The sequence below is a fragment of the Arsukibacterium sp. genome (genome assembly GCF_033721375.1).
Taxonomy (GTDB): Bacteria; Pseudomonadota; Gammaproteobacteria; order Enterobacterales; family Alteromonadaceae; genus Alishewanella.
This window is the reverse complement of record NZ_JAWWAP010000009.1, coordinates 72791-97591: the sequence shown is the minus strand read 5'-3', so window position 1 is coordinate 97591 and position 24801 is coordinate 72791. Positions and strand designations below refer to the sequence as shown.

Below are 24801 nucleotides of genomic sequence, written 5' to 3'. Positions count from 1 at the left end.
ATTGAATCTTCTTTAGTTTTTCTGCTAATACTTTCTAAGTCTACTGATTGTCTTTTTCAGACGCTGTGTAATACTGCAGCTAAACACACCTCAACTCAGGCCATTTCATGTTTAAACATCTGACCCTTAGCATCTTGTGTCTTAGCGTATTAGGCTGCTCACCTGCAGACAAACCCGTGTCGCAAGACAGCAGCAGTACCCAGACAACTGTAAAAAGTAATGAAACCTATGCAGTGCTGTTTGGTGGCACCCAGGTGGGTGAGCTCAAGGTTGAGCGACTGAATAATGAGCTGAACATTGATTATGGCTATAGCAACAATGGTCGCGGTTCAAGCAGCGTTGAAAGCCTGCGGTTATCTGATACCGGTTTGCCGTTAGCATGGCAAATTGATGGCAAAACCGTGTTTGGCAATGCCGTTGCTGAGTCTTTTCAGGCCGCTGACGGTAGCGCTTCATGGCAAGATGCCGCTGGCGGGGGTAAAGCCACCTTCTCTGACGAATCGATGTACGTGGCGCAAAACGCCAGCCCTTATGCCCTGTATATTTATGCCAGTGCGCTGCTCAATAGTGAAAATAATACGTTGCCTGCGCTGCCTGGCGGCGAACTTCGGATAGACAAAATTGATACCGTTAGCCTGAAAAGTGCCAATGCCGATACGCCAGTCGACGCCAGCATTTATGCTATTTCCGGCATCAGTTTAGACCCCAGCTATATTGCGCTTGATAGCAACCAGCAAATGCTGGCGTACTTGTCGCCCCGCTTCACCCTGCTAAAGCAGGATTTAATCGCTGAAGATCAGACATTGCGGCAGCTGGCAGCAACGTTAAATGCCAGCCGCTTTGAAGAGATCGCCAAGAGAGCCAGCAACAGCTTTGATAAACCGGTGCGCATTAACAATGTGCGGATCTTTGAGCCTGAAACGTTGTCGCTTTCCGAGCCGAAATCTGTGCTGCTGAACCAGAATAAAATTGCGGCAATTGAGCCGGTAGTGCAAACCCCTTCCGCCGACGAGGTCGTTATAGAAGGTAACGGTGGCACCCTTATTCCGGGCTTATATGAAATGCACGCTCATATGAGTGACGATGACGCCTTATTAAATGTAATGGCCGGCATTACCTCTGTTCGCGATATGGGCAATGAAATGGATGTACTGGAGGCCCTGGAAGATAAAATTGAACGCAATATTTTAATTGGCCCCCGCATTAGCAAAAGTGCATTTATTGAAGGTAAAAGCCCGTTTTCAGCCGCGACCGGCGAGCTGGCGGCAAACGAGCAGGAAGCAGTGGATTTAATAAAAATGTATGCTGAGCGCGGCGGCTATCATCAGATTAAAATTTACAGCTCTATTAAAGGTGAGTGGGTACCGGCAATGGTGGCGGAAGCCAGAAAACATGGTATGCGAGTGGCAGGTCATATTCCGGCGTTTTCTAAAGTTGATGAGATGATGCAAAGCGGCTACGACGAAGTGACCCACATTAACCAGCTGATGCTAAGCTGGGTGCTGGACAGAGAAGAAGACACCCGCACCTTGTTCCGGATCACCGGCATGAAGCGCTTTGCTGAGTTAGATCTGGATAGTGACGCGGTGCAAACTTCACTGGCTATTATGGTCGATAAAAATATCGCCATCGACCCGACCATGGTGATCCATGAATTCGGGCTTACCGGCCGCAATGGCGAAACCAGAATTGGTATGGTTGATTACATTGATAACATGCCTATTGGGGTGCAACGCTCTGCCAAACAGGCCTTACTGAATGTGGCAGATGAGGCAGAAGATAAAGCCTATAAAGCAGCTTTTGATAAAATTCTGGCCACATTAAGCCTGATGCATCAACGGGGCATTTTTATCGTTCCCGGCACTGATTTAGGGGGCGCATTTGAGCTGCACCGGGAGTTAGAGTTATTTTCAAAGATTGGGATGTCTAATGCCCAGGTTTTACGCCGGGCCTCGTATGACATGGCAAACTATTTAGCGCAGGGTGAGCAATTAGGCAGTATTGAACCTGGCAAACTGGCCGATTTTTTCTTAGTTCCGGGCAATCCGCTGGCAGACTTACGTGAAATTAAAAAGGTTGCCATGGTAGCAAAAGATGGCCGGATTTATTTTCCGTCTCAGGTTTATCCGCAGTTTGGCATTAAACCCTTTACTGAAGTGCCAGAGGTGCATCAGAGCAACTAACAGCCTGTTGCGATGTTAAACATAAGGCCACCTGAAGGTGGCCTTTATTTTTCTGACATTCAGCAAATTAATGCTCAGGTTTACCCTGGCGCAGCGCCTTGGTTTTGCTACGTTGCTTTTTACCCTCTAACCGCCGTTGCTGGCTGCCATAGGTCGGTTTGGTCGCTACCCGTTTTTTCTGTACTTTGGCCACTGACTGCACTAACTCGATAAACTGGGCCAGGGCCAGTTCCCGGTTCATCTCCTGACTGCGGCTTTGCTGACATTTAATAATCACTTTACCGCTTTTGGTAATACGATGATCACTGCGGTTTAACAGGCGCTGCTTATAGAAGTCTGGTAACGATGAGGCGGCAATATCGAAAATAATTTGCACTGCAGTCGCCACTTTATTAACATGCTGGCCACCGGCGCCTGAAGCCCGGATAAATTGCCATTCCAGCTCGCCGTCGTCGATAGTTACACTGCCCGATATTGTAATTGCCACGCATTTCCTGCCATTTGCTGCTTAAACTGCCGTTTTATGAACTTAAGCTTAATTTATATACTAAGTAGTGATAAAAAAGTTTAAAAAATTAACAACTGTAAAATCAAGTTATTACTCAGATTTTATCTTTTATCGAAACAAATCAACCTATTTCGGGTTTGACCCACAGCGCTCAGAATTGCATAGTAAATGCGCCTGAGCACCCTTAGCACATGTAGCACAATGAAGTGCGCCCTTACTTTAGCATGGACGGTTATGTCTTATCAGGCTAAGCATAAAAAAACATTAACCGTAAGTTTATCAGATAGGTTTGCTAGTACTATCATCTTTAGGGCATAACGATGACATTGTTGAATCCGACATTACCCCAGCCGGAGCAAAAAGATTGTGTACCGACAATTCCTGCAGCAAAGCCAGACAACGAACTAAACCTGTCCGATTTCAGTGCTTATTTTCAGGCTTCACAAGCAATCAGCCATCAACAAAAGAACACAGTGTTCAGGTTGCGGCACAAAGTATATTGTGAAGAACTTAAATTCGAACCTCCACGGCCTTCAGGCCTGGAGCAGGACGACTTTGACCGCCGGGCGTTGCATTGCAGCCTGGCCGACGCCCAATCGGGTGAAATTGCCGGCACAATACGTCTGATCCACTGCCAGCAGGAACCTGGCCCACTACCAATTGAAAAGTACTTTGCCGGGCGCTTTACTGCGCCGCATTTAACCCCGGCCTGCTTTCCACGGCAACATGTTTGCGAAATCTCGCGGCTGGCTGTTGCCGCGCAATTCCGGCGCAGAATTAAAGATACTGCTGCAAAAGATTTACCGGCATTAAGCAGCTCGTCACGACCGTTTAACCGCTATATCGCCATCGGGCTCTACCTGATGGCAACGGCGATGTGTCTGGAGAAAGGCTATTATCATGGCTTTGTAACCATCGAGCCCAGCCTGGCCAGAATACTGCAGCGGATTGGCATCAACTTTAATCAGATTGGCGAAGCGATCGACTTTAACGGTAAGCGCGCACCCTATTATCTGGATGCCCGGCAAGTGGTTGCCAATCTGCAGCCCGAATACCTTGATTTGATGCAGCGCTTAAGCAGCCAGTTATTAACTGAACCAGAGGCAGTCGCTTCAAGCCGGCAGATGACGACAAAAACTGAACTAACATGGGCCATGGCCTGATCAGTACCGTATCAGCATTATTGTTAGCTAACTGACCACTATTATGGATTCGTTAAGTCAAATGTGTTTGGGTGCGGGCGTAGCCACCCTGGTTATGGGCCGCAAAGTTCCGGTTAAACAAACCGTATTATGGGGCGCTGTTGCCGGCACTCTGCCCGATTTAGATGTATTATTTGATGCCGGTGATGCGATTGGCAATATGGTCGGCCACCGGGCACATTCCCATGCGCTGTTTTACCTGGCACTTTTCAGCCCGCTGCTGGCATGGTTTATCAGCGCTGTTCACCGTCAATCTGCGCTGTTTATACGCTGGTGGCTGGCGATAGGTTTGGTGCTGATTACCCATCCGCTGCTGGATGTGATGACAATATACGGCACCCGGCTGGGCCTGCCATTTACCGATACGCCCTTTGGCGTTGGCAGTATTTTCATTATTGACCCTTTATATACCTTACCGCTGTTGTTTGCTTTGATTCTGGCACTGTTCAGACCGCAGTGGAGTACCAGAGCCGCAGCTTGTGGACTGGGCTTATCATCATTGTATTTAATCTGGAGCGTCAGCAGCCAGCAGTGGCTGAATTCACTGGTCAATACGGCTTTACCGGCGCCGGCTACCGAGGCAGTGCTGGTTACGCCAACACCGTTTAATACCCTGTTGTGGCGGGTGCTGGTAATGACTGAACAAGGCTATTATGAAGGCTTTTACAATATCTTAAACCACGGTACGGCTATCGAATATCAGTTTTTTCCGCAGGATGACAGCTTAAAGCAGCAATATGCGGATCACCCCGACGTTGCCAGAATAGCGGCTTTCAGTCATGGTTTTTATAGTTTAGATTTGCAGAATGACAAGCTGGTGCTGACCGATTTACGGATGGGTTTGCGCCAGAATTATGCATTTAGCTTTCTGGTAACCCCGGATGCCTCTTCAGCCGCCACAGCCCGGCCAAGAAATTATGATATGGGCACAACCGTGCGTTGGATCCAGCAACAACTGGTTGCGGCTGACTAAGCCGCAACCAAAGTTGCCAGAATTACAGCCGGATAGCCAGACCATCGTTCAGGGCCCGCCGGTAAGCAGTAAACGCCGGAATACAGGCCAACACAGCACTGACCAGCAGTACAGCACCGGCCCAGTACAGGGTTTGCAGGCTGAATGGGTTGATATTGATAAACAGGCCATAGCTGCTGGCAAGAATATCCTGTAGCGCCCAAAGGGTTACAACCAGGGTGACCGCCGCCGCCAGCAACGCCAGAATAGTCAGTAGCAGCACTTCCAGCTGGATCAGCATAAACAAATACCATGGATGGGCCCCAACGGCGCGCAGAATGGCCATTTCCCGTTGCCGCTCTTTCATCGAGGCCAGCAAGGTCGTCATCATGCCAACCAGGCCGGCTATCAGCACCAGCAAGGTAATCAGTAATAACAGGTTTTCCACCATGCTCAGCATCTGCCATAGTTCAGCCAGCGCCACCCCCGGCAGAATTGCTGACAAGGCTTCGCCCTTAAACTCATTAATTTGTCGCTGCACCACGAACGTAGCCATTCTGGACTCGAGCCCGACCATAAATGCGGTTATCGCTTTCGGGGTCAGATCCTGTGCCAGCGCCTGTTCCGCACTGATTGTTCGCCCGGGCATCGGTGCGCCCTGCTGCCAGTCCAGATGAATAGCTTCAATACCCTCCAGACTGACATGAACGGTCTGATCCAGCGGCGTGCCGGTCGGTGCCAGAATACCGGCGACAACAAAAGGCTTATCTTTATGTTCACTGAAACTGACCGCACCAACACCATGCGACAGGGTGATCTGATCGCCAAGCTGATAACCCAGTTTAGTTGCAACCTCTGCCCCCAGCACGGTGTCATAAACGTCGTTAAAGGGTTGCCCTGCACTAAACTGTAATGACTGATTGTTGGCATAACGGTAATGGGTAAAATAATCCAGGTTAGTTCCCAGTACCCGGTAGCCACGATGCGAGTCACCCAGTGCCAGCGGAATAGTCCAGCTGATTTGCGGGTGCTTACTGATCCGCTGGTACGTGGCCCAGCTGACATTGGCAGTAGCATTACCAATCCGGAACACCGAATACAGTAATAAATTCAGCTGGCCGGAGCGGGCGCCGACGATTAAATCGGTACCGGAGATGGTACTGGTAAAACTTTGCCGCGCTTCTTTTCGCAAATGATCGATACCAAACAACAGCACCAGACTTATCGTCAGCGAAAACAAGGTCATCAGCGCCGTGCCCCGACGGTTCCATAAGCTTTGTCTGGCGAGCTTTAACAACATGGCTGTACTCCTTGTGCCAGCTGCTGCATATCCAGCTGCTGACTAAAATAACGGCGTAAACTGGCATCATGGCTGACAAAAATCACGCTGGTCTGGCAGGCCTCAGCCTGCTCCAGCAATACCTGCATAAAACTGTCGCGGTTGTCGGCATCGAGGGCGGAGGTAGGCTCATCCGCGATCAGTAAAGCTGGCCGGGTAAGGAGAGCCCGGGCAATAGCGACCCGCTGCTGCTGGCCGACACTTAGTGCTGCGGCAGGTTGCGAAATAAGCTCAGGGCCCAGTCCGAGGCTTTGCAGCAGGGTTTTAGCGCGTTGCTCACCGGCAGTCTTAGCCAGGCCGGCAAAATGACCACTTAACAACACATTGTCCAGCACCGATAAGTAAGTAATCAGGTTCAGCTGCTGAAACACCACGCCAATATTGCGGGCCCGCAGCGTGTCGCGTTTTGCTGGCGATAAACTACTGAATTGTTCACCACCGAGTTTAATTTCGCCTTGTTTTGGCGTAATAATGCCCGCAAGCAAATTAAGCAGCGTTGTTTTACCGCTGCCTGAGGCGCCTTTGATAAATAAATGCTGACCTTGCTGCAAAGTCAGTTCAGGTAAACTAAGTTGCCAGGCTGCAGTCTGATAGTAGAACACGACATTTTTGAGCTCAATGGCAGGAATTTTCGGCTTGTCGGTCACAGGTTGAATCCCGGTCATGTTATGATTGCTCCGTTAGTGAGCGTCTATTATGCAAAATTAAGAGGGTAAGCTCCAATGCTTAACAAGTTATCTGTTACGTTATCCATGGTATTGGTCGCAAGCTTTAGCATGATGCTAAGTGCCAGCGAAGTGAAAACCATCGAATGGACTGATTTAATGCCGGAAGAAGATCTGGCTGCGCTGCAGGCCATGCCGGAAGTACAACACGATTACAGTCAGCCGTCTCCGTTTGATGATAACTATAATGGTGACGACCCGGCTGCCGGCCAGTGGCAGCAAATTTTACAGTCTGCCAAAGTAAAAGAAGAATTTAATAACACCAAGGTGCGGATCCCGGGGTTTATTGTGCCACTGGAATTTGACGACGAGCAAAACGTCACCAGCTTTTTCCTGGTGCCTTACTTTGGTGCCTGTATTCACGTGCCGCCACCGCCGCCAAATCAGATTATATTTGTAAGTGGCGCCAAAAATCTGAAAGCCGATATGATTTACTCGCCCTTCTGGATTAGCGGCACCCTGACCACCCAGCCAATGAGCCATGATTTGGCAAATGCCGCTTACAGCCTGAAAGCGGATTCTGTTGAAGAATATACTTACTAACGTATTGATATAAAAAAGCCCCCGTTTAACCAAAGGTTAGCGGGGGCTTTTTGCTGCCGGCAAGCGGCTGTTTCAGATAACAGAGTTAATCTGAAAAGTATTAAAATGAAACGGTATTTTTCGCCAAACTTAATTCAGTTGCGCCCTGCTGGCCATTTATCACCCACTGCACCGTTATTTTCTGCACGCTTGGCACCAGATTAAACAAATTAACGCTCATTTCATTTAAGCGCGCCGGTTGCTGGCAAACTAAGCTGATATTGGCGTAAAAATCACTGTGGGTACTGCTCACCTCTGCCATTAAATCGGTATTGGCGTCGGCTTCAGCTATCTCACAGCCTGCCTGCGGATTAATCGCAAACCAGTTACCCTGGCGCAGCACATCCAGTGCAGCGCTAACTTCCTGACGTTGCTCGCTGGTTTTTGGCGCATGCTCAAAGCCCACAATATTATAAGCAGCCGACTGCAGGGCTACCATTGCTTCGTTGCCCTCAAGGATAACGGTTAACATGGCTTCGCCATGCACATGGGTGCCCGGGCTGCTGAACTCCTCGTCGCTATGCTGATGTTCATGCTCATGCTCATGCTCATGCTCATGCTGCTCAGCATGGTTATGACTGTGCGGCTGCGCCAGCGCATACTGCGGCGTTAACAGCAATGCCCCCATTGTCAGCGCACTTAAGCAGCCTGCAACAACCCCGAAACGAAAATCTGCCATCTGAAAAACCCTTAAGTTCTTTATATTGCCGTTATCATACCTGCTTGTTAACGCAGCGCAATATGTTGCTGTTGCCAGCAAGCCCTAACCTGATAATTGATTGATCTGCGCCCGGCAGCATCGCGTACCACTGCCTATTGTTATTATGAGTCAGGATGTATGGCCAGGCTAATCGTTATTCTGGGAGATCAGCTCAGCCCGGCGCTATCGGCGCTACGTGAGGCAGATAAAGACGACATTTTTTTGCTGGCTGAAGTTAAGCAGGAAGCCAGCTATGTTAAACATCATAAACATAAAATTATTCTGTTATTCAGTGCCATGCGCCATTTTGCAGAGGTACTGCGCCAGCAGGACAATAAGGTTATTTACCTGAAATACCAGCAAGGCTTTTCATCTCTTACCGCGGCTGTTAAGCATAGCCTGAAGCAGCACCCGCAACTAAAGGGCATTATGCTGACCGAATGCGGGGAGTATCGTTTAAAGCAGGAAATTGCCAGCTGGCAGCAAACCTTTCAGTTACCGCTGGATATGCTGGAAGATGACCGTTTTTTGTGCAACGCAACGATGTTCTCAAAATGGGCGGACGGTCGGAAGCAGCTGCGAATGGAATATTTTTACCGTGAGATGCGCCGCTACACCGGCTTACTGCTGGACAATAAAAAGCAGCCGCTGGGTGGCCAGTGGAACTTTGATAAAGCAAACCGCAAAGCCCCGCCTGCCGATTTGAAAGCAGTCGCCCCGCTGCAGTTTAAACCGGATGAGATAACCGCCGAAGTAATAGAACTGGTTGCTGAACACTTTGCTGATCACCCCGGTTCAGCTGACAACTTTTGTTATGCAGTAACCGGTAAGCAGGCACGCCAGGCCTTTAATCATTTTGTCAGCGAACAACTCGGCAAATTTGGTGATTATCAGGATGCGATGGTACTTGACCAGCCTTTTTTGTTTCATAGCATCTGCTCCATTTACCTTAATTGCGGTTTACTGGATGTGCGCTGGATGTGTCAGAAAGTGGAAGCGGCTTACAAACAGCAAAAAGTTGCCATTAATGCCGCCGAGGGCTTTATCCGCCAGCTTATCGGCTGGCGAGAGTATATCAGGGGCGTGTACTGGTTACTGATGCCGGACTATAAAACCCGCAATTTCCTTAACGCTGAGCGGCCGCTGCCAGGCTACTACTGGCATGGTGACACCAAAATGCGCTGTATGCAGCAGGCGATCAGCCATACCCTGACCCATGCTTATTCGCATCACATTCAGCGCCTGATGATAACCGGTAATTTTGCATTACTAGCCGGTCTTGATGTGACAGAAGTGACTGACTGGTATCTGGCCGTGTATGCCGATGCCTATGAATGGGTGGAACTGCCCAACACCCTGGGTATGGCCTTATATGCCGATGATGGCGTGTTAGCGTCGAAACCCTACGCAGCCAGTGGCGCGTATATCAACCGGATGAGCAATTACTGCCAGCATTGTCAGTACAAGGTTAAAGACAGCAGCGGCGATGATGCCTGTCCGTTTAATGTGTTGTATTGGGACTTTCTGGCGCGTAATGAGCAAAAGCTTGGCGGTAATGCCAGAATGCAACTGGCTTATAAAAACTGGCATAACAAAGAGCCGGCACAACAACAGGCGTTACGCGATAAAGCAGCAGATTATCTTATTAAGCTGGAGCAATTATGACCCGGCTGATCTTGCTGGATCAGGCCATGCGACTGCATGACAATCCTTTGCTCTGGTGTGGTGCGGATGCTAAGGCGACTGAGCAGCGGTTAGTCGCGGTGGTCTGTCTGGACCAGGCTGCGTTCTTTGGCCAGCAGTATGGCATGGCGCGGGCCAGCTTATTAAGACTGCAGCAACATTTACAACTGATTGCTGAAACAAAACAAGCGCTGGCCCGCTTTAATATTGGTTTGGTGACCTTATTTGGTGAACCGGCCACTGAAATAAACAAGCTGGCGACCACGCTGCAAGCCACTGAGATTGTTGCTGCTACACCAACCGGTTATCGGCAGCAACAAACACTTGCTTCACTGCAACGGCGCTATCAGGTTACTACCGTTGATCTGAACAGCTTGCTCGGTAGTGCACCTTTGATCCCCGACCTTAGCTCTTTACCGGATAGCTTCAGTGCATTTCGAAAACAGCGGGAGCCGCTGCTGCAGGTAACTCCGGCTATTTCTGAATATCAGCCACAACCCGGCCAGCATTGGCTGCCCCCTGCAGAGTCGGATAAATTTTGTGAAAATTTTAGTCAGTTAGCAGCTTTCAGCCAGCCATCAAACCAGCCAGGCAGCAGTGAGCTGCACGCATTACAGCGGCTGGATGACTACATCTGGCAACAACAGGCGATCAGTCACTATAAAAACAGCAGAAACGCGTTAAGCGGCGACTATTATGCCAGTAAGTTCTCAGCAGCGCTGGCAACAGGTTGCCTGTCGGTGCGCTATTGCTGGCAGCAGATTTTGTGCTACGAGCAACAGATCCTGGCAAATGACTCAACCTACTGGCTGAAATTTGAATTATTGTGGCGGGAGTTCTTTCGCTGGCAGTTTCGAAAATACCAGAATGCCTGGTTCAGTAAAAACGCAATTAAAGGCGAGTTGGATTTCAGCCCCGCCAGGTTGACTATGCACCAGCAACAGCAGTTAAACAGCTGGTGCGCGGCGACAACCGGGGTGCCCTTTATCGATGCTAATATGCGCCTGCTGAACAGCACCGGCCTGATGAGCAACCGGGGGCGGCAGAACGTCGCCAGTTTTCTGATTCATGATTTGGGCGTCGACTGGCGGCTGGGCGCTGCCTATTTTGAACAGCGCCTGCTTGACTATGATGTTGCCAGTAACTGGGGCAACTGGGCCTATATCGCTGGCAGTGGTAACAGCGGCGAGCGCCAGTTTAATGTTATCAAGCAAGCACTGAACTATGATGGCAATGGTGATTTTGTCCGGGCCATGTTACCAGAGCTGACGACCCAGGGCAGTCTGGTTCACCAGCCTGCCGCCGGGGTTAAAATACCAGCCCACTGGCAAAACTGGCTGGCCAAATTAACTACTGAAACGTCTTAAGCAAATGACCAGTCTGGTTTGGTTTAAACGTGACTTACGGCTGCAGGACCACCAGCCCTTGTGGCATGCGGCCAGGCAAGGCGCAGTGTTGCCGGTATATATTATTGAGCCCGATTACTGGCAGCAACCTGACGTATCGCTGCGCCACTGGCAATATATTGCTCCGGCGCTACAGCTCCTTAACCAGCAGCTAACCGCCCTGGGGCAGCCATTGCTGGTTGTAAAAGGAGCTGCCACAACGGTTTTAAGCCAGCTGTGCCAGCAATACGCAGTTTCAGGCGTATTCAGTCATGAAGAGACAGGTAATCTATGGACCTATCAGCGCGACCTGGCTGTAGGCCGGCTGCTTAAAAGCTTACAAATTCCGTGGCAGCAATACCGGCAGTTTGCGGTGTTTCGTCGTCTTCATAACCGGGATCACTGGTTTGAGCAGGCTGACAGCTGGCTAAAATCGCCAATTTGTCCAACACCAGAGGCGTTGCCCTGGCTGACCACAGCCGCTGGTAATTTAGCAGCACTGGCACCGCAACGTGCGAACGATCTCCCCGCTATTGACTCGATGCAACAACCATCAGCAGCTGCAAATATCTTCAGCGGTTTTCTTAGCCATCGCAGTCGCAATTACCAGCAACATATTTCGTTAGCGGCTAAAGCCGGTAGCAGCTGCTCCAGATTAAGTCCCTGCATCAGTTATGGCCAGCTGAGCTTGCGCCAGTTACAACAGCAAAGTTTGCTGGCAATAAAGCAGCAAAGTGATGGCTGGCACCGCCAAGGGCTACAGGCATTTTTCAGCCGTTTGCGCTGGCATTGTCATTTTATTCAGAAACTGGAAGATGAACCGGCTATTGAGTTTTTTAATATGCACCGCGGCTTTGATGGTATGCGCGAAACTGAATTTAACCCGGTGTTCTTTAATGCCTGGCGCACTGGTTTTACCGGTTTTCCATTGATAGATGCAGCTATGCGCTGCTTGCTGGCAACCGGCTGGCTGCATTTTCGTGGCCGGGCGATGCTGGTAGCGTTTGCGACTTATCATTTGTGGCTGCACTGGCGTCCGGTCGCGTTGCATCTGGCACAGTGCTTTATCGACTACGAGCCTGGCATTCATTATCCACAAATTCAAATGCAGGCCGGCACTACCGGGATTAACCCAAACCGGATGTACAACCCATTAAAACAAAGCCAACTTAAAGACCCGGATGGTAAGTTTATCAGGCAGTGGCTGCCGGAGCTGCAACAACTACCAAACAGCTGGCTGCATAGCCCGTGGCTGATGCCGCCTGCTTTGCAACAGCAATATGGTTGTGTGATAGGCCGTGACTACCCTGCACCGATTGTTAATGCAGAGCAAGCACGGCAACTGGCCAGAGCTAAGCTGTGCAGCTGGTTAAAGAGCCAGCCTCAGAGCAGCTGGCAACAACAAAAAAGCGCAGTTATGGTGCGTCATGCCAGTCGCAAGCGGCCAGCTGTCAGAAAAGCGGCAAAAAGCAGGGATCAACTTAGTTTTGACTGGTAACAACTGGTTTAAGCCCGGCTAAATGGCGTCTTCATCTTCTTCACCGGTACGTATCCGGATAACCCGCTCTACTTCAAACACAAAAATTTTGCCATCGCCTATCCGGCCGGTCTGGGCAGTTTTCATAATGGCTTCAACGCAGCGCTCTACCAACTCATCGCCGACGACAATTTCCAGCTTCACCTTGGGTAGAAAATCAACCATATACTCAGCACCACGGTATAGCTCGGTATGGCCTTTTTGCCGGCCAAAGCCTTTTACTTCGGTCACTGTCATACCGGTTATATTGATATCGGCCAGTGCCTCGCGCACATCATCCAGTTTAAAAGGCTTAATAATGGCTTCAATTTTTTTCATCACGATTTCCAAAGCTCAGGTCCAGAAGATAGCGCCAGTATAATACAAGCGCTCGTCAGCATCAGCTTTTTAGCAGTAATTAGTTGATCCTATTACCGCCAGATACGTTAAGATATTCTGCACTTTCAACTAAGGGCTGAGCAGAATGCAGGCAGAACAGATTATTGCCCAAATGCGGGTGTTACCAGAAATTGATGTCGACAATGAGATAAGCCGCCGGGTTAGTTTTATTAAAAAACAATTACAAAGCGCGGGGATGACCAGCCTGGTGCTGGGGATCAGCGGCGGCGTTGATTCCACCACCTGTGGCCGGCTGGCTCAGCTGGCGGTCGATGAACTAAACAAAGAGCACGGCGGTGGCTACCAGTTTATCGCCGTGCGCCTGCCCTACGGTACCCAGCGGGATGAAGATGAAGCGCAACTTGCGGTCCGCTTTATTAAACCGACGAAGGCACTAACGGTGAATATTAAAGATGCGGCAGATGCTTTACATCAAAGCACGCTGGCGGCACTTTATGGCCATAGTAATGCCGATGATGCAAAAGCCGATTTTGCCAAAGGCAATGTTAAAGCCCGCTGCCGGATGACAGCACAATACCATATTGCCGCACTTAACAATGGTCTGGTGTTAGGCACTGATCATTCGGCAGAAAACATTACCGGCTTTTATACTAAATGGGGCGATGGGGCCTGTGATTTAGCACCATTATTTGGCTTAAGTAAAAGGCAGGTTCGTGCCCTGGCCGCCAGACTGGGTGCACCAGAACTACTGGTAGGCAAGACGCCGACCGCCGATCTGGAATGTCTGAGCCCGCAAAAGGCCGATGAGGCCGCACTGGGCTTAACTTATGATGAGATTGATGATTTTCTGGAAGGAAAACATGTTTCAGCTGAAGTACGCGATCGTCTAGTCAATATCTATTTGAAAACCCAGCATAAGCGCGAACCCATTCCCACTATTTACGACTAACCGGCCGGCCATTAACTGCACATTTTAACGCCAGCAATCGCTGGCACTGCAGTTAAAATGCACAATAAAATACATATTTTAAATATAATTGCTACACTTTGCTTACCAAGTTTGGTTGCAAGGCGTGCAATTATGAAGACCGGGTTGTTACAGAAAGGACTGACTTTACTTGAACTTATGCTGGGTCTGGCGATTATGGCTATTCTGCTGCAAATTGCTTTGCCGGCAATGGCAGAGCTGATTAATAAGCACCGGGCAGGCAGTTATATGCAGCAGTTGAGTCGTCACCTTGGTTTTGCCAGGATCCAGGCCGCAAATAGTCAACAGCCGGTAAGAGTGTGTCCGCTTTCAGGCACTGAATGCCAGAGCGATTGGCAAACGTATCCGCTGGTGCTGAGCTTAATTAATCCACATAACGATACCGAATTTGTGTTACGGCAGATCCCGCCGGTTTTTCGGCAGCACCAGTTAAAATATAACCGCAGCCAGTTACAGTTCCGCCGTGACGGCAGTTTAAATGCGCTGGAGAATGGCACCTTTTATTATTGCCCGCAATCATCGTTTAACTGGCACTACAAACTGGTGCTAAACCAGGCAGGTCGCAATCGTCTGACTTTCCAGCAAAGTCCCTGTCCCGCTTAGTCCCAGCAGGACAACGATGATGGCAGGCTGCGATTGCGCTGACCAGTATGCTCAAGTGTAAAAACCAGACAATCCCGATCAGCCGTTTGCGCGCCTTGCGCCAATGCTGTCAGCTCGAAGCTGCTGCTATCAGCCAGCACAACCTGTAACTTATAGCGGCCAGTACTGCTGGTGCCATCTGCCGCTACCCCCAACAACAGCAAATTGTCGGTATAGCTGCCATGATCGGCAAGTTGCCGCTCCTGGATATTGGCGGCACTTAGCAATAACCGGCTGGCTTCAGCCCGATGCGTTTTCAGCACATATTGCTGATAAGCAGGATACACAATGGCACTGAGGATACCGATAACCGCTACTGCAACCATCAGCTCAATCAAGGTAAACCCTTTGCGGAAGATTAGCAGTTGCGCCATTCGTGACCGGTATATCGCTTGCAACGTCGTTCTATACATTAATGCGCTCCGGTTTCCTGGCGGTAGGTAGCCAGTTTCAGCCAGCGTGGAAACTGATCCAGCATTAGCTGCTCAGCACAATCCGGGCATGCCGGCGAAATCATCTTTAATTCTGATAATACCAGCTGCTGCTCGTCAGTATTATCCAGCACCAGCGCAGCAGAGCCATCAGCCTGTTGTTGCAACGTCAGTCTCCCTTCGCCGGATAGCAGCCGGAAACGCCGCTGGTTATATACCAGACCGGCACTGTGCAGATGCATCGCCACCAGACTGTGTTCAGCGGTTTGGTCTGCGCACTCAATGGCATTAAAATCACTGGTAGCAACCGCACTGTATATAACGCCGGCAACGACTTTGGGTGGCTGAGTAAGCTGGCCGGCCAACCGAACCCACCAACCGGCGTTATCAATAATTGCCAGCCACTGATCATGGCTCATGCCACTTTCCCGTTCCTCCGCCGTCAACAAGGTTCGATCGAATAAAGCGTCAAAGCCGACCGGTTCAGCTGTCGTGGCAATGCCAGGCATTCGAAGTGCAATCAGCGCATCTTCACCGCTAATAATGCTGCGGGCTACCAGCAGTAATAAGCGGTGCCGGCCACTTAAACCATCCGGGCGCAAAGGTAACGGCAAACTGACATCGGCAATGCCAGCACCGGCGATAAAACGCCAGTCGCTGTGTGTCAGGTCTGCCAACAGCAACGGCGCACCAAAACCGGTTGCAGTAACCTCGGTTAGCCAAACCCGGCCTCTGAAGTCAGTGCTGATAAGCTGATCAGTAAAGCCATCGTAGTCAGTGTCGAGTGGTTCAGTGCGAACAAAAAAAGGTGCGGCCAACCCCATACCGTCTGATAGTGGCCAGGCTATTAATGAGGCCAGCGCTATTTCGCTGTCAGGTGGATATAAGGCCAACTTACCAGCGCCATCAAAATCCTGCTGATGCAAAAAACGTTGCAGCGGACCGGCACTAGTGCTTCCCTCGAACTCCAGTGCGCGGGGTGTCGTAGCCTGGCGCCAGCAATCCGGGGTGGCCGCCAGCGCACTGAAACAAAATACTGCAGCTGCCAGCAGACTCAGTAATATAATAGCCAGTAATGGACCAAGCCTGACAAGTTGGCTTAATTGACCAGAGGCGTTTTGCTTTGGTTTATTACTCAACATCTAGCACCTCTCCGTCAACAATTTGCTGACGCAGCAGCATCGAGCGGTAACTGGTCGCAAAGCGATTGTCATCGGACAGCAAACTGGTTGCCAGAGTTAACAGGTCACAGTCGATAATTGATTCAGACCAGACCGCATAACTGGCCGGACAACGGCTTATTATCGTTAATTCGGCTTCACTGCTGTCGAGTGTCGCGTCGTTGACTGAGCTCAGATGCAGCGCCAGGGCACGTTGTTCAAACAACAGCTGTTGCTGCGCCGCCTGAGCTGATTTAATACTCATCTGGCTGATAAATAAATTAGCGCTGACAATTAACAACATGACCAGCAGAAAGATTAAAGCGCTTATCAGCGCTATACCGCTCTGTCGCATACAACCTCCCTGTTTCAGGTAGTATTTATATGGATGATGTTACTGCGCGTCTTCTGTTTATGGATACTTTGTTCTTTTAGCGGCAAAAGTTAAAAGGTGACATTATTAAAATACACGCTGCCGGCAAGTAATAAACGCCGGTAATGATCATCGGGGGCTTCAAACCGGTTTGTCCCCATCTGATAGGTTTGCTGGTTAACATAGCCAGCGTCCGGCACAATACTGCGCAGCAATATATAAAACCGGATACTGACAATATGGCCGTGTTGCAGTTGCCAGTGTTCGTGACTCATCAGTGCGGTGGGCAGCATATAATTTAAGCGGCCATCCAGGTTGGCATCTATACCGAACTCGAAATGCAGGCGTTCAACGCCGTCAATAACCGAGTCGGTTGCTATCCTTGCCATACCACTGGCCGAGCGCACCAGTCTTTTACGCATTAATACCGGTACTGTCAGATCATCTATCCGCTGTTGCTGGATATAAAATACTAAATGCTGGTAGGGATAAAACACATTATCAGCAGCAAGTCCCGGGCTATCCTGATCAATAATCCGGCTTTGCTGCCAGTGCGGCGCAATATAATAGCGATTTGGCCGCAACTCGTCCCGGCTAACCGCCAGGCCAATTGCCCGTTTCAATTGCAGTATTTCACTTTCTGGTGCCAGCGACGTCAGGCAGTTTAACTGGCGACCGGGTGCTGCCACTTTGGCGTACAGGCTGGCAAACATTTCATTTGCAACCGGAAAACTGCCACTGTCCAGCCCCTCTTCCCGGCAATCTGGTGCCGGTGCTGCACTATCAACTGCGGCGCTTGCAATGTCATTCAGGCTGACCCCGCCCCAGAATCCGGTATTCTGCAATTCGTTATGTAGCAGGTTAAGCGCCAGCTGACCATTCTGTTGCAACTGAGCTAATTGCTGGCTTTGCCGGGATGAAGCACTCAGGCTGGCAAAAATCTGCACAGTAAAGCCCAGCAGCAGCAACCCCAGCAGCATGGCAATTAACAGCTCTACCAGTGAAAAGCCCCGGCGCACCATTTCAGGGGATCCTTGCTGTCAATGCCAGGCCTGAACGTCCAGCCGCGGGCTCGCAGCTCAGCACCGCCGCACTGTCAGCATTGGCCCGTTGTTGCCAGCTGGCTTGCAGTTGCAGGCTGTTATCAGCAAACTGCAAACAGAATTGAGGTGCAAATAAAGGTGGTGTTGCGCCAGTTGTCGGGCCTTGCTGCCACAATTGTTGCCAGCGCCCCAGCTGATAATCACGAAGTTCAGTGGCGTTACATATAACGATTGCTGAACAGGCTGGCAGTTCAGCCGGGCTGGCAGAGCTAAGTTCAAGAGTAAAAGCGGGGTGATTATTAAGACTGGCAGCAAGCTCCTGCACTAAAGCTGCACTGAGGGCAACAGCCGTGGTGCGCTGGGTGGCATCGATAACATATTGTAAAGCCAGCGTTTGCCCGGCAAGCACGCCAAGCAAACCCAACTTTAAAATAAGTAACGTGATCAGAACTTCCAGCAGACTAAAGCCGCGTTGTAACTGCATATCCGTATGCCATAGCTAATTTACTTAACTATAAAGTTACAACAATATTTCAAAAGATCAAATTTTGATCAATAAAAATTTACCAGCAGCGCTGTATGTCTGCTACTTCAAAGCCTCCGTTAGCTCCTCTGCGCCCGGCCTGGTTTAGGGTAAGGGTACCGCAACCATCCCCTGCCTGAGCACCAGCAGGAGCCGCACTGAGGATAAAGCTACGATCAGCAACTCCGGTCAGACTAAAGGTATAGCGATTGGCAACATCATCCATACATTGCATTGCTGGCAGGACTATTCCTTCATAAGAAAATGCCGCGGTATACCCACGCTCCATAAACTGTGCCTGCTCCATCAGACAGGCAGCAGCAGCGGCACGATTCGTGCGCTGCACATAAGCCTGATAGGACGGATAGGCAATAGAGGCTAAAATACCAATTATTGCCACCACCACCATCAGCTCTATCAGGGTAATACCTTGTTGCTTGTTTTTCATAATACAACTCATTGATTAGTTAGTTCGCGCCAGGAAACCCGGCCACGCAGCACTCCCGGTGCCACTGTCACATTTGCGATCCGGGTATCGGCTAAGCCAACGACCATTTTATCTTCAAAAAATACCGGTTCACTTGGCATACCATCAAAGCGGATCCCGGTTACCGGAACTACTTCATCATCAACAAGTAAACCGTCTTCACTATCAACCACGCCATCATTATTCCTGTCATAAAACAAATAACTCAAACGACTGCCAGTGTATGGGCTAACCGACATTACCCAGCCACTACCCTGTGGGTTACAGTCATTATCACCCGGAGTAATAGTATTTATCACTAAACTATTGCCGACCAGCTGCGGCCGGTTAACTATCCGTTCCCTGGCATCACCTAAATCGATGTACCAGCCGCGCAACCCTAACATGTCATAAGGCGCACCAGGCTCAATAACCCGGGCATTATCTTCCTGCGCAATAATATCACGTGGCTTTAAATCTGCTCTGCCACTAATTACAAGACCATCGCGGATGCCATACCAGCTGTTCGGATCGCTTAGCAATGGATCTTCACTTGATAACATTTTACCTGTGCCAAAAAATATCCATAAGTGACCGGTTTCCGGTTGGGCAGACAAGGATATACCACCGGTTATCGCTTGTGCTTCGCCCACTGCATCGGTCGCAGTAAATAACGGCTGGCCACCATAAGCGACTCCCCAGTCTGAGGTAGTTGCTGAAGATAAATCGAACTTCCAGATATTACCCATAATATCGCCGGCAAAAAACCAGTCGGTATTACCATCGCCTGTCGCATCCCAGCCCTCTACCTGGCCTAAGCCGTTGGGAGAGCCACTGGTTGTTTCAATTCTTTTTAACACTTCGCCATTGGCCAGATCAATGACCAACAAGCCTGCTTTATTAGTACTGTTATTGTAACCATAGCCGGCAACCACAACCCATTTACCATTGTTCAACCTTGCAACAACAGGTTTATTGGTCGTAATTCCAAGCTCCGGGAAACGCTTATCCCAGCGAACTTTATCTACTGCTGTGTCAGTTGCTAAAGTACCTGGCGCAGTAACATCGATTGCAAATAAACTATCACCACCCCGGCCTAATGAACCCACTAATATTGAGCGCCAGGCGCTATCGATATAGGCATCAAATACAACCGATGAACCATCAACATAATATTTATGTTGATATTCAGGATCAGCAAAAGATTCAAGATCAGCCTCTTCGGTTAATATCTGTCTTGGAATATAGGCCATAATTTCGGTGCCGTTAGTGCCGTCAAACGCATGCAGCATACCGTCATTGGCCCCAACATACACAACCGGATCACGCTCAGCATTACTGGTTAAAAACGTCTGGTAGCTGCTGGCTCCATCCCAATTATAGCGCTGATAATTACGGTTAACCGGCGCTGCGACATAAAGAGGTGAAGAGTTAGCAATATCGCCCAGTAAACTTACCCGCCGCCTAAACTGAGCTGTCTCTCCCACCTCAAGAGTTTGATCGCCGCGCAGATAATTTATCAGGTTGGTATTGCCACTTAAGGCATTACCATCAGAATTGACGTTGGTTGGCGTAAACTCGGCTGCAAGCCCGCTGGTGTTGCCAAACAAAATCTTGCGGCTACTCCAGGCAGGAAAATTTGACTCCCATACCGGGGTATTGACATCATCAATATTAAATGACTTAAGAGAACCGCTCCACTCTCCCGAGTTAAAGCTGCCCTGATAAACAAAGTCATCAGCCTGCATCGAGGTTGTAGTGCCAGCCAGGTTTGAGGCAGACGCTACCCGATCAATTATAGCTGTCAGAGTGCGCTCAAGTTTTAAAGCAAATTCATCAGGCTTATCTGCAGTAAAAAATCCGCCCCTGCCATTGACTGAGGCATGCAATAAATCATCAATTTTAGCCCGGTTTTTTTGTGCAGTTGTACCTGCGAATGGGCTTGCCCAACTAATCGTTGCTCCACTGTTAATTGCAGCGAACGCTTCATCCGGCTCTTCATTACCAATAACGCCTAACCCTACCCCAAATGTTACCATATGCTGCCAGAACGCCGGATTGATGGTACTCGTTGGCACGCGGTTATCCAGATCAGTACGTAAGTCAGCTTTCCAGTACTTCATGGCAACATCGGCCAGTGTGGTGCTATAACTATCACTAAATGGTGCTACCGGAGCATAAGTATAATCAGCACCGGTATCACCTTCTGGCCGTAAAATTGTACTACCGGCATTGCCATCCTGATTATTAACTCCTGAAACCGTATCACCATCAGACCAATAACCGTCAGTCATCAGAATAGTAAAGCTCTGTCTACAGGAAATATGATCAACCGGCGCTTCACTGCCTGAACCCGGATTGACACCCCAGGGGCCACGACTATCGGTTCTGGCGTAATATTCACCGGCGGCATTAAGCGCTGTTATTAATGGCGTTCCTGCGGCAGGAATATCACGATTGTACAGATCGGAAAAGAAGTTTGATTTCGCCGCATCTTTAAACTCCCGGACACCACGCACAATCACCTTAGTATTACTTTCACCGTCGACTGTGGAATTGCCTTTATTCAACGCACCAAAACCGACCCGCATTTTTTCTGACTGGCCAACAAATGCCCGGCCGATACCCGCCCGGCTGGTTAGAATGCGTGAACGATGATAGGTATACCAGTTGGCAAAGTTCTGAATTTCCTGGCTGTAGGTACATACGCCCGCAGTGCAATCGGTCCTGCTGGTCCGGCCATGCCCGCTGTAGCTCGCAACGGCAGGCTTAATTTCAACTTTTGTATAGTTGGCCCACACCCAGTTATCACCACCATTGTGATAAAAATATGCTGCTGGCCAGAAGTTTCGGGTTGTATCTGAGTTTTCAACCGTACAACCTCCAGTACTACTGGTACAACGCACCCAACGGCTTCCATTATAATTACTGTTGGTGACCGTTAGATTACGACCGATAGAATTGACAGCACCTGAAGGGCAGGTACCGGTATTCATAGGGTTATGCAAGGCACATGACGGTGCCGCATTTGGAAAAGGAGCACCGTCAGCGTTAACCCAGGGTTTATAGGTAACGCTGGGATCGTAATAACTTTTATTCATTTGCGCCGAGCGGGCAAAGGCATTATAGGGTTGGCCATCCTGCACTGTTGGCACCCTGTTATTGTAATCACTAGGACCGTATACATCATCGGCCCTGGGGAAAATATAACGAGCTTCAGATAAAATAGCTTCATCAGGTAATAACTCAAAATGCATTGAACCCGAGTCATCAATTAGAAACATAATATTAGGCGGCACTGAGCTACCGGTTTGTAAAGGGGTCTGGGCAATTTCAATTGCCGCATGAGCTACTGCAGAGCCAAATAATAAACTGGCTACAAAAGCAAACTTAGCTGGCAGCATTTTTGAGCGTAATCGTTTCATCGTTATATCCTCAGCGACGCCAGATAGTTTGTAAGGTGACTTCGGCCCGGCCCGGTGTTGCCGGTACCCGGGCAGTAATCCGGAAAGTAGGTTGTAAGCAACCTACCGGCGGCGTAGTAGCCCGGTCGCAATGGGGTGGGAATGCCCAGTCACCCATATACTCAACAATATAATTGGCCGGATTGGCCAACCCGGTGTTCATTGGTGGTGCGCCTAACCAGGTTACCGGCTCACCCGGCGCCCAGCGGTCAGCGGCAACCGGATTGGGAATGTTATAAAATCCGGCATTATTAATCAGCGCCACCGGGCCTCCGGGTAACGGGGCATTTTGTAATATGCGCTCTGCCACTAATAACGCAGCTTCGGCCTGTTGCAAAGCCAGCTGACGGTCATGTAAATTACCGGTCATCTGTTCCTGCACGGTGGTGCGTTTCATATTACTGACAGCTAACAAAGTTATCGCCAGCAGCAGCAGTAAACTTACGACTAAGGCAACACCTTGTTGTTTAGAATATAACTTGCGCACCATTACCCCCTAACCTGTTACGAAGCGACACCAAAAAACTGATATTTTTGACATTGTTGGGCACTGCAAGCCCGCGCATTACTGCATCATCAAGCTGAACAGTAACATTTACCGCAATGATCCTGCCCCAGTTGCCATTGGCAGTAACTTCCGCCGCGGTTTCAAAATTCTGGGTAACACCGTTTAAAAAAGCCATTTGCATATCATCCACACCAAACAGCACCTCTTCATTCACCTGAGTATCGCCAATCAGCGAAGCACGGTATAACGAATAGACACTGCTATCATCCCTGCTGGGCGCAACAAACCACGCTATAGATTCAAATCGCATAAACATGGCGTTGTTTGTAAAGCCGCGCGGAGCAGCAGTGTTGGGAGCCCACTCATCTTCGAATACAAACCCCAGATTGACATCGGCATTTAAACCAGTGCCGTTATGGGTAACGGTATTGCCCGCTGCAGTGCTAACCTGAAAAATACTGGCTGCATTTTCATCACAGGCAATGGCAACTTCTCCAGGGTCAACCACAGAATCAGCGTTTAATGTAAAGGTCGAGCCATCATAATTGCTGATAGAGTTGCTGTTACCGGCCGCAAACATAATTCGTAGTGCCTGGGTATCATTTTTTGGTGCCAGACCATTAATAGCGGGTGCCGGCGCGGCCATCCCGGAAATACCTGAACCATTACTCCAGTCTGCCCACGCCGGCCGTACTCCGTCTAAAGCGATAATATTTGCAACCTGGGGGGAGTTATTGCAACCGGAGAAACCCGCATTGCGAATATCCTGCGACATTAGCTGAAAACTTAGTCTGGCGGTATTTTGCAATTCACTTAACGCCATATTGGCCCGACTGGTTGCCTGATTTGCGATAAAAACACCAATAACACCACCCAGTACCAGTAATCCCAGTACCATAGCAATCATTAACTCAACCAGTGAAAAACCTTGCTGCTTAATTTTCATGGCATTACCTGCGTTACAATTTCATTTTCAGCATCTAACCTTTCATCGCCCCAACTGATCGTTACCGTATAACGATCATCATCCCAGCTTACTACCGGACAGGCATCCTGCCGCGTGGCGGCTTTAACATCCAGCACCCAACCCGCTGTACCTAAGTCTGTGCTACCAACACAATCACTAAAGGCATAATTACCCAGGCGAGCCTGATCCGGATTGGCTCTTAACAACTCGGCAAGAGTATCAGTTAGAATAACGGCCATCGTCCGCTCCAGTGAGCTGTTAGTATTACGCATACTCGATGTTTGTAACGCTGCGACGCCTAACAAACCAATACCAAGGACTAACACTGACACAAGCACTTCCAGCAGCGAGACGCCTTGTTGCTTTTTTAAACCTAAAGGATGTTTTCTCATCATCAGTACCTTAATCAAACCGGATTAGCCGGCGCTGGACAACTATCCGCAACATCATTGCTGACCACGCGGGTGCGGCCACCTGAACGCAACTCAATGTCGCGGCTATTCGGATCAGTCTGGGTGCTGGGCAGGCAAACCCGCAACACGCCATTTAACGCAGTATTAGCACTACCGCTTCGAATTAATCCCTGAGGACTGAACCGGATAGCGCTGCCAGTACTGTCAAACGTGGCTTCAACCACATTGCTACTGGCCAGTACTGTTAAATTTGACGACAACATAACGCCGGTCGCGATAGGTGTGGCATCAATTGTGCCGCGTACCAGCCAGCCCTGCCAGCCGGTTGCAGGCGCTGCAGAGCAGGTTGCACTATCAGCAGAATGACAGAAAATCATACTTTGATTCTGCTTTATGGCTTCCGTCCGGGCTAAAATAAGGCCTGCCAGAATATCGTTGGCCTGCGCGGTAAGCCGGTTACCATTTACCAGGCTGGCAAAGCTTGGCACAGCCACCGTCAGTACTATCGCCAGCACAGCCACTGTCACCATTAGCTCAATCAGGGTAAAACCACGTTGCCAGCGGGTCGGCGGGCGCGGGGTTTGTCTGTTATCTGCAACCACTAATGCCATGAGGTTTCCTATTGTCTGTTATTTAATAACTAAAAACTTTTTGCTAGCGTTACCCTAGCAAAAGCGCTTGTTAAATC

At 49.6% G+C, this 24801-nt stretch carries 25 protein-coding genes; 9 read left to right on the top strand and 16 right to left on the bottom strand.

Annotated features, from left to right (window positions below; all coding sequences use genetic code 11):
• Positions 1-107 precede the first annotated feature (107 nt).
• The gene (locus R3187_RS14910; RefSeq protein ID WP_318967851.1) at positions 108-2183 is read left to right on the top strand and encodes an amidohydrolase family protein; all 2076 of its coding nucleotides are present in this window, start codon (positions 108-110) and stop codon (positions 2181-2183) included.
• Positions 2184-2250: 67 nt separating this feature from the next.
• On the opposite strand, the gene arfB is transcribed toward R3187_RS14910, so the two are convergent.
• Positions 2251-2670: an alternative ribosome rescue aminoacyl-tRNA hydrolase ArfB gene (gene arfB, locus R3187_RS14905; RefSeq protein WP_318967850.1), complete on the bottom strand. Its 420-nt coding sequence runs from the start codon at positions 2668-2670 to the stop codon at positions 2251-2253.
• 341 nt (positions 2671-3011) lie between these two features.
• Here arfB and R3187_RS14900 point away from each other — a divergent pair, with 341 nt between their 5' ends.
• Positions 3012-3854 (top strand): PEP-CTERM/exosortase system-associated acyltransferase, encoded by an 843-nt coding sequence (locus R3187_RS14900; RefSeq protein ID WP_318967849.1) that lies wholly within the window; start codon positions 3012-3014, stop codon positions 3852-3854.
• A gap of 43 nt (positions 3855-3897) precedes the next feature.
• On the top strand, positions 3898-4866 hold the full coding sequence (locus R3187_RS14895; protein ID WP_318967848.1) for a metal-dependent hydrolase: 969 nt from the start codon (positions 3898-3900) through the stop codon (positions 4864-4866).
• 22 nt (positions 4867-4888) lie between these two features.
• Here the strand turns inward: R3187_RS14895 and R3187_RS14890 are convergent, their stop codons facing one another.
• Both R3187_RS14890 and R3187_RS14885 read right to left on the bottom strand, forming a co-directional pair.
• Positions 4889-6145 carry an ABC transporter permease gene (locus R3187_RS14890; protein WP_318967847.1) on the bottom strand — a complete coding sequence of 419 codons (1257 nt, stop codon included), beginning with the start codon at positions 6143-6145 and terminating at the stop codon, positions 4889-4891.
• Positions 6136-6849 (bottom strand): ABC transporter ATP-binding protein, encoded by a 714-nt coding sequence (locus R3187_RS14885; protein ID WP_318967846.1) that lies wholly within the window; start codon positions 6847-6849, stop codon positions 6136-6138. The genes R3187_RS14890 and R3187_RS14885 overlap by 10 nt, the downstream gene beginning before the upstream one ends.
• A 57-nt stretch (positions 6850-6906) precedes the next feature.
• Between R3187_RS14885 and R3187_RS14880 the strand changes: the two genes are divergently transcribed.
• A complete protein-coding gene (locus R3187_RS14880; protein ID WP_318967845.1) occupies positions 6907-7452 on the top strand; it encodes a DUF3299 domain-containing protein in 546 nt (181 codons plus the stop codon).
• Between the two features lie 100 nt (positions 7453-7552).
• Here R3187_RS14880 and R3187_RS14875 read toward each other — a convergent pair whose 3' ends face one another.
• Entirely contained in the window at positions 7553-8170 is a 618-nt protein-coding gene (locus R3187_RS14875; protein ID WP_318967844.1) for a DUF2796 domain-containing protein, read from the bottom strand.
• A 159-nt stretch (positions 8171-8329) separates the two neighbouring features.
• Here R3187_RS14875 and R3187_RS14870 point away from each other — a divergent pair, with 159 nt between their 5' ends.
• From R3187_RS14870 to R3187_RS14860, 3 genes are read left to right on the top strand one after another with little or no spacing between them, the layout of a single operon-like run.
• Positions 8330-9856, top strand: a complete 1527-nt coding sequence (locus R3187_RS14870) for a cryptochrome/photolyase family protein (RefSeq protein WP_318967843.1) — start codon at positions 8330-8332, stop codon at positions 9854-9856.
• A complete protein-coding gene (locus R3187_RS14865) occupies positions 9853-11241 on the top strand; it encodes a DASH family cryptochrome (protein WP_318967842.1) in 1389 nt (462 codons plus the stop codon). Before R3187_RS14870 ends, R3187_RS14865 begins: the two co-directional genes overlap by 4 nt.
• 4 nt (positions 11242-11245) lie before the next feature.
• On the top strand, positions 11246-12757 hold the full coding sequence (locus tag R3187_RS14860) for a cryptochrome/deoxyribodipyrimidine photo-lyase family protein (protein ID WP_318967841.1): 1512 nt from the start codon (positions 11246-11248) through the stop codon (positions 12755-12757).
• Positions 12758-12775: 18 nt separating this feature from the next.
• Here R3187_RS14860 and glnB read toward each other — a convergent pair whose 3' ends face one another.
• Positions 12776-13114, bottom strand: a complete 339-nt coding sequence (gene glnB / locus R3187_RS14855) for a nitrogen regulatory protein P-II (RefSeq protein ID WP_046555721.1) — start codon at positions 13112-13114, stop codon at positions 12776-12778.
• A gap of 145 nt (positions 13115-13259) precedes the next feature.
• On the opposite strand from glnB, the gene nadE reads away from it, so the two are divergent.
• Together nadE and R3187_RS14845 are read left to right on the top strand one after the other, a co-directional pair.
• Positions 13260-14084 carry an ammonia-dependent NAD(+) synthetase gene (nadE, locus tag R3187_RS14850; RefSeq protein WP_318967840.1) on the top strand — a complete coding sequence of 275 codons (825 nt, stop codon included), beginning with the start codon at positions 13260-13262 and terminating at the stop codon, positions 14082-14084.
• A gap of 132 nt (positions 14085-14216) precedes the next feature.
• Positions 14217-14726 (top strand): GspH/FimT family pseudopilin, encoded by a 510-nt coding sequence (locus R3187_RS14845; protein ID WP_318967839.1) that lies wholly within the window; start codon positions 14217-14219, stop codon positions 14724-14726.
• Here the strand turns inward: R3187_RS14845 and R3187_RS14840 are convergent.
• From R3187_RS14840 to R3187_RS14790, 11 genes are all read right to left on the bottom strand, one after another.
• The gene (locus tag R3187_RS14840; protein ID WP_318967838.1) at positions 14723-15178 is read right to left on the bottom strand and encodes a type IV pilin protein; all 456 of its coding nucleotides are present in this window, start codon (positions 15176-15178) and stop codon (positions 14723-14725) included. The two genes, R3187_RS14845 and R3187_RS14840, sit on opposite strands and share 4 nt — an antisense overlap.
• Positions 15178-16338 carry a hypothetical protein gene (locus tag R3187_RS14835; RefSeq protein WP_318967837.1) on the bottom strand — a complete coding sequence of 387 codons (1161 nt, stop codon included), beginning with the start codon at positions 16336-16338 and terminating at the stop codon, positions 15178-15180. The genes R3187_RS14840 and R3187_RS14835 overlap by 1 nt, the downstream gene beginning before the upstream one ends.
• A complete protein-coding gene (locus R3187_RS14830; RefSeq protein ID WP_318967836.1) occupies positions 16328-16711 on the bottom strand; it encodes a hypothetical protein in 384 nt (127 codons plus the stop codon). The genes R3187_RS14835 and R3187_RS14830 overlap by 11 nt, the downstream gene beginning before the upstream one ends.
• 89 nt (positions 16712-16800) lie before the next feature.
• Positions 16801-17751 carry a PilW family protein gene (locus R3187_RS14825; protein WP_318967835.1) on the bottom strand — a complete coding sequence of 317 codons (951 nt, stop codon included), beginning with the start codon at positions 17749-17751 and terminating at the stop codon, positions 16801-16803.
• Between the two features lies 1 nt (position 17752).
• Positions 17753-18256, bottom strand: a complete 504-nt coding sequence (locus R3187_RS14820; protein WP_318967834.1) for a prepilin-type N-terminal cleavage/methylation domain-containing protein — start codon at positions 18254-18256, stop codon at positions 17753-17755.
• Positions 18257-18335: 79 nt separating this feature from the next.
• Positions 18336-18743, bottom strand: coding sequence for a type IV pilin protein (locus R3187_RS14815; protein WP_318967833.1), 408 nt, complete (start codon positions 18741-18743; stop codon positions 18336-18338).
• A gap of 8 nt (positions 18744-18751) precedes the next feature.
• A complete protein-coding gene (locus tag R3187_RS14810; protein ID WP_318967832.1) occupies positions 18752-22186 on the bottom strand; it encodes a pilus assembly protein in 3435 nt (1144 codons plus the stop codon).
• A 10-nt stretch (positions 22187-22196) separates the two neighbouring features.
• Positions 22197-22715, bottom strand: a complete 519-nt coding sequence (locus R3187_RS14805) for a PilX N-terminal domain-containing pilus assembly protein (RefSeq protein WP_318967831.1) — start codon at positions 22713-22715, stop codon at positions 22197-22199.
• Entirely contained in the window at positions 22693-23679 is a 987-nt protein-coding gene (locus tag R3187_RS14800; protein WP_318967830.1) for a prepilin-type N-terminal cleavage/methylation domain-containing protein, read from the bottom strand. Before R3187_RS14800 ends, R3187_RS14805 begins: the two co-directional genes overlap by 23 nt.
• Positions 23676-24092, bottom strand: coding sequence for a type IV pilus modification protein PilV (gene pilV, locus R3187_RS14795; RefSeq protein WP_318967829.1), 417 nt, complete (start codon positions 24090-24092; stop codon positions 23676-23678). Before pilV ends, R3187_RS14800 begins: the two co-directional genes overlap by 4 nt.
• Before the next feature lie 14 nt (positions 24093-24106).
• The gene (locus R3187_RS14790) at positions 24107-24724 is read right to left on the bottom strand and encodes a GspH/FimT family pseudopilin (RefSeq protein ID WP_318967827.1); all 618 of its coding nucleotides are present in this window, start codon (positions 24722-24724) and stop codon (positions 24107-24109) included.
• Between the last annotated feature and the right edge of the window lie 77 nt (positions 24725-24801).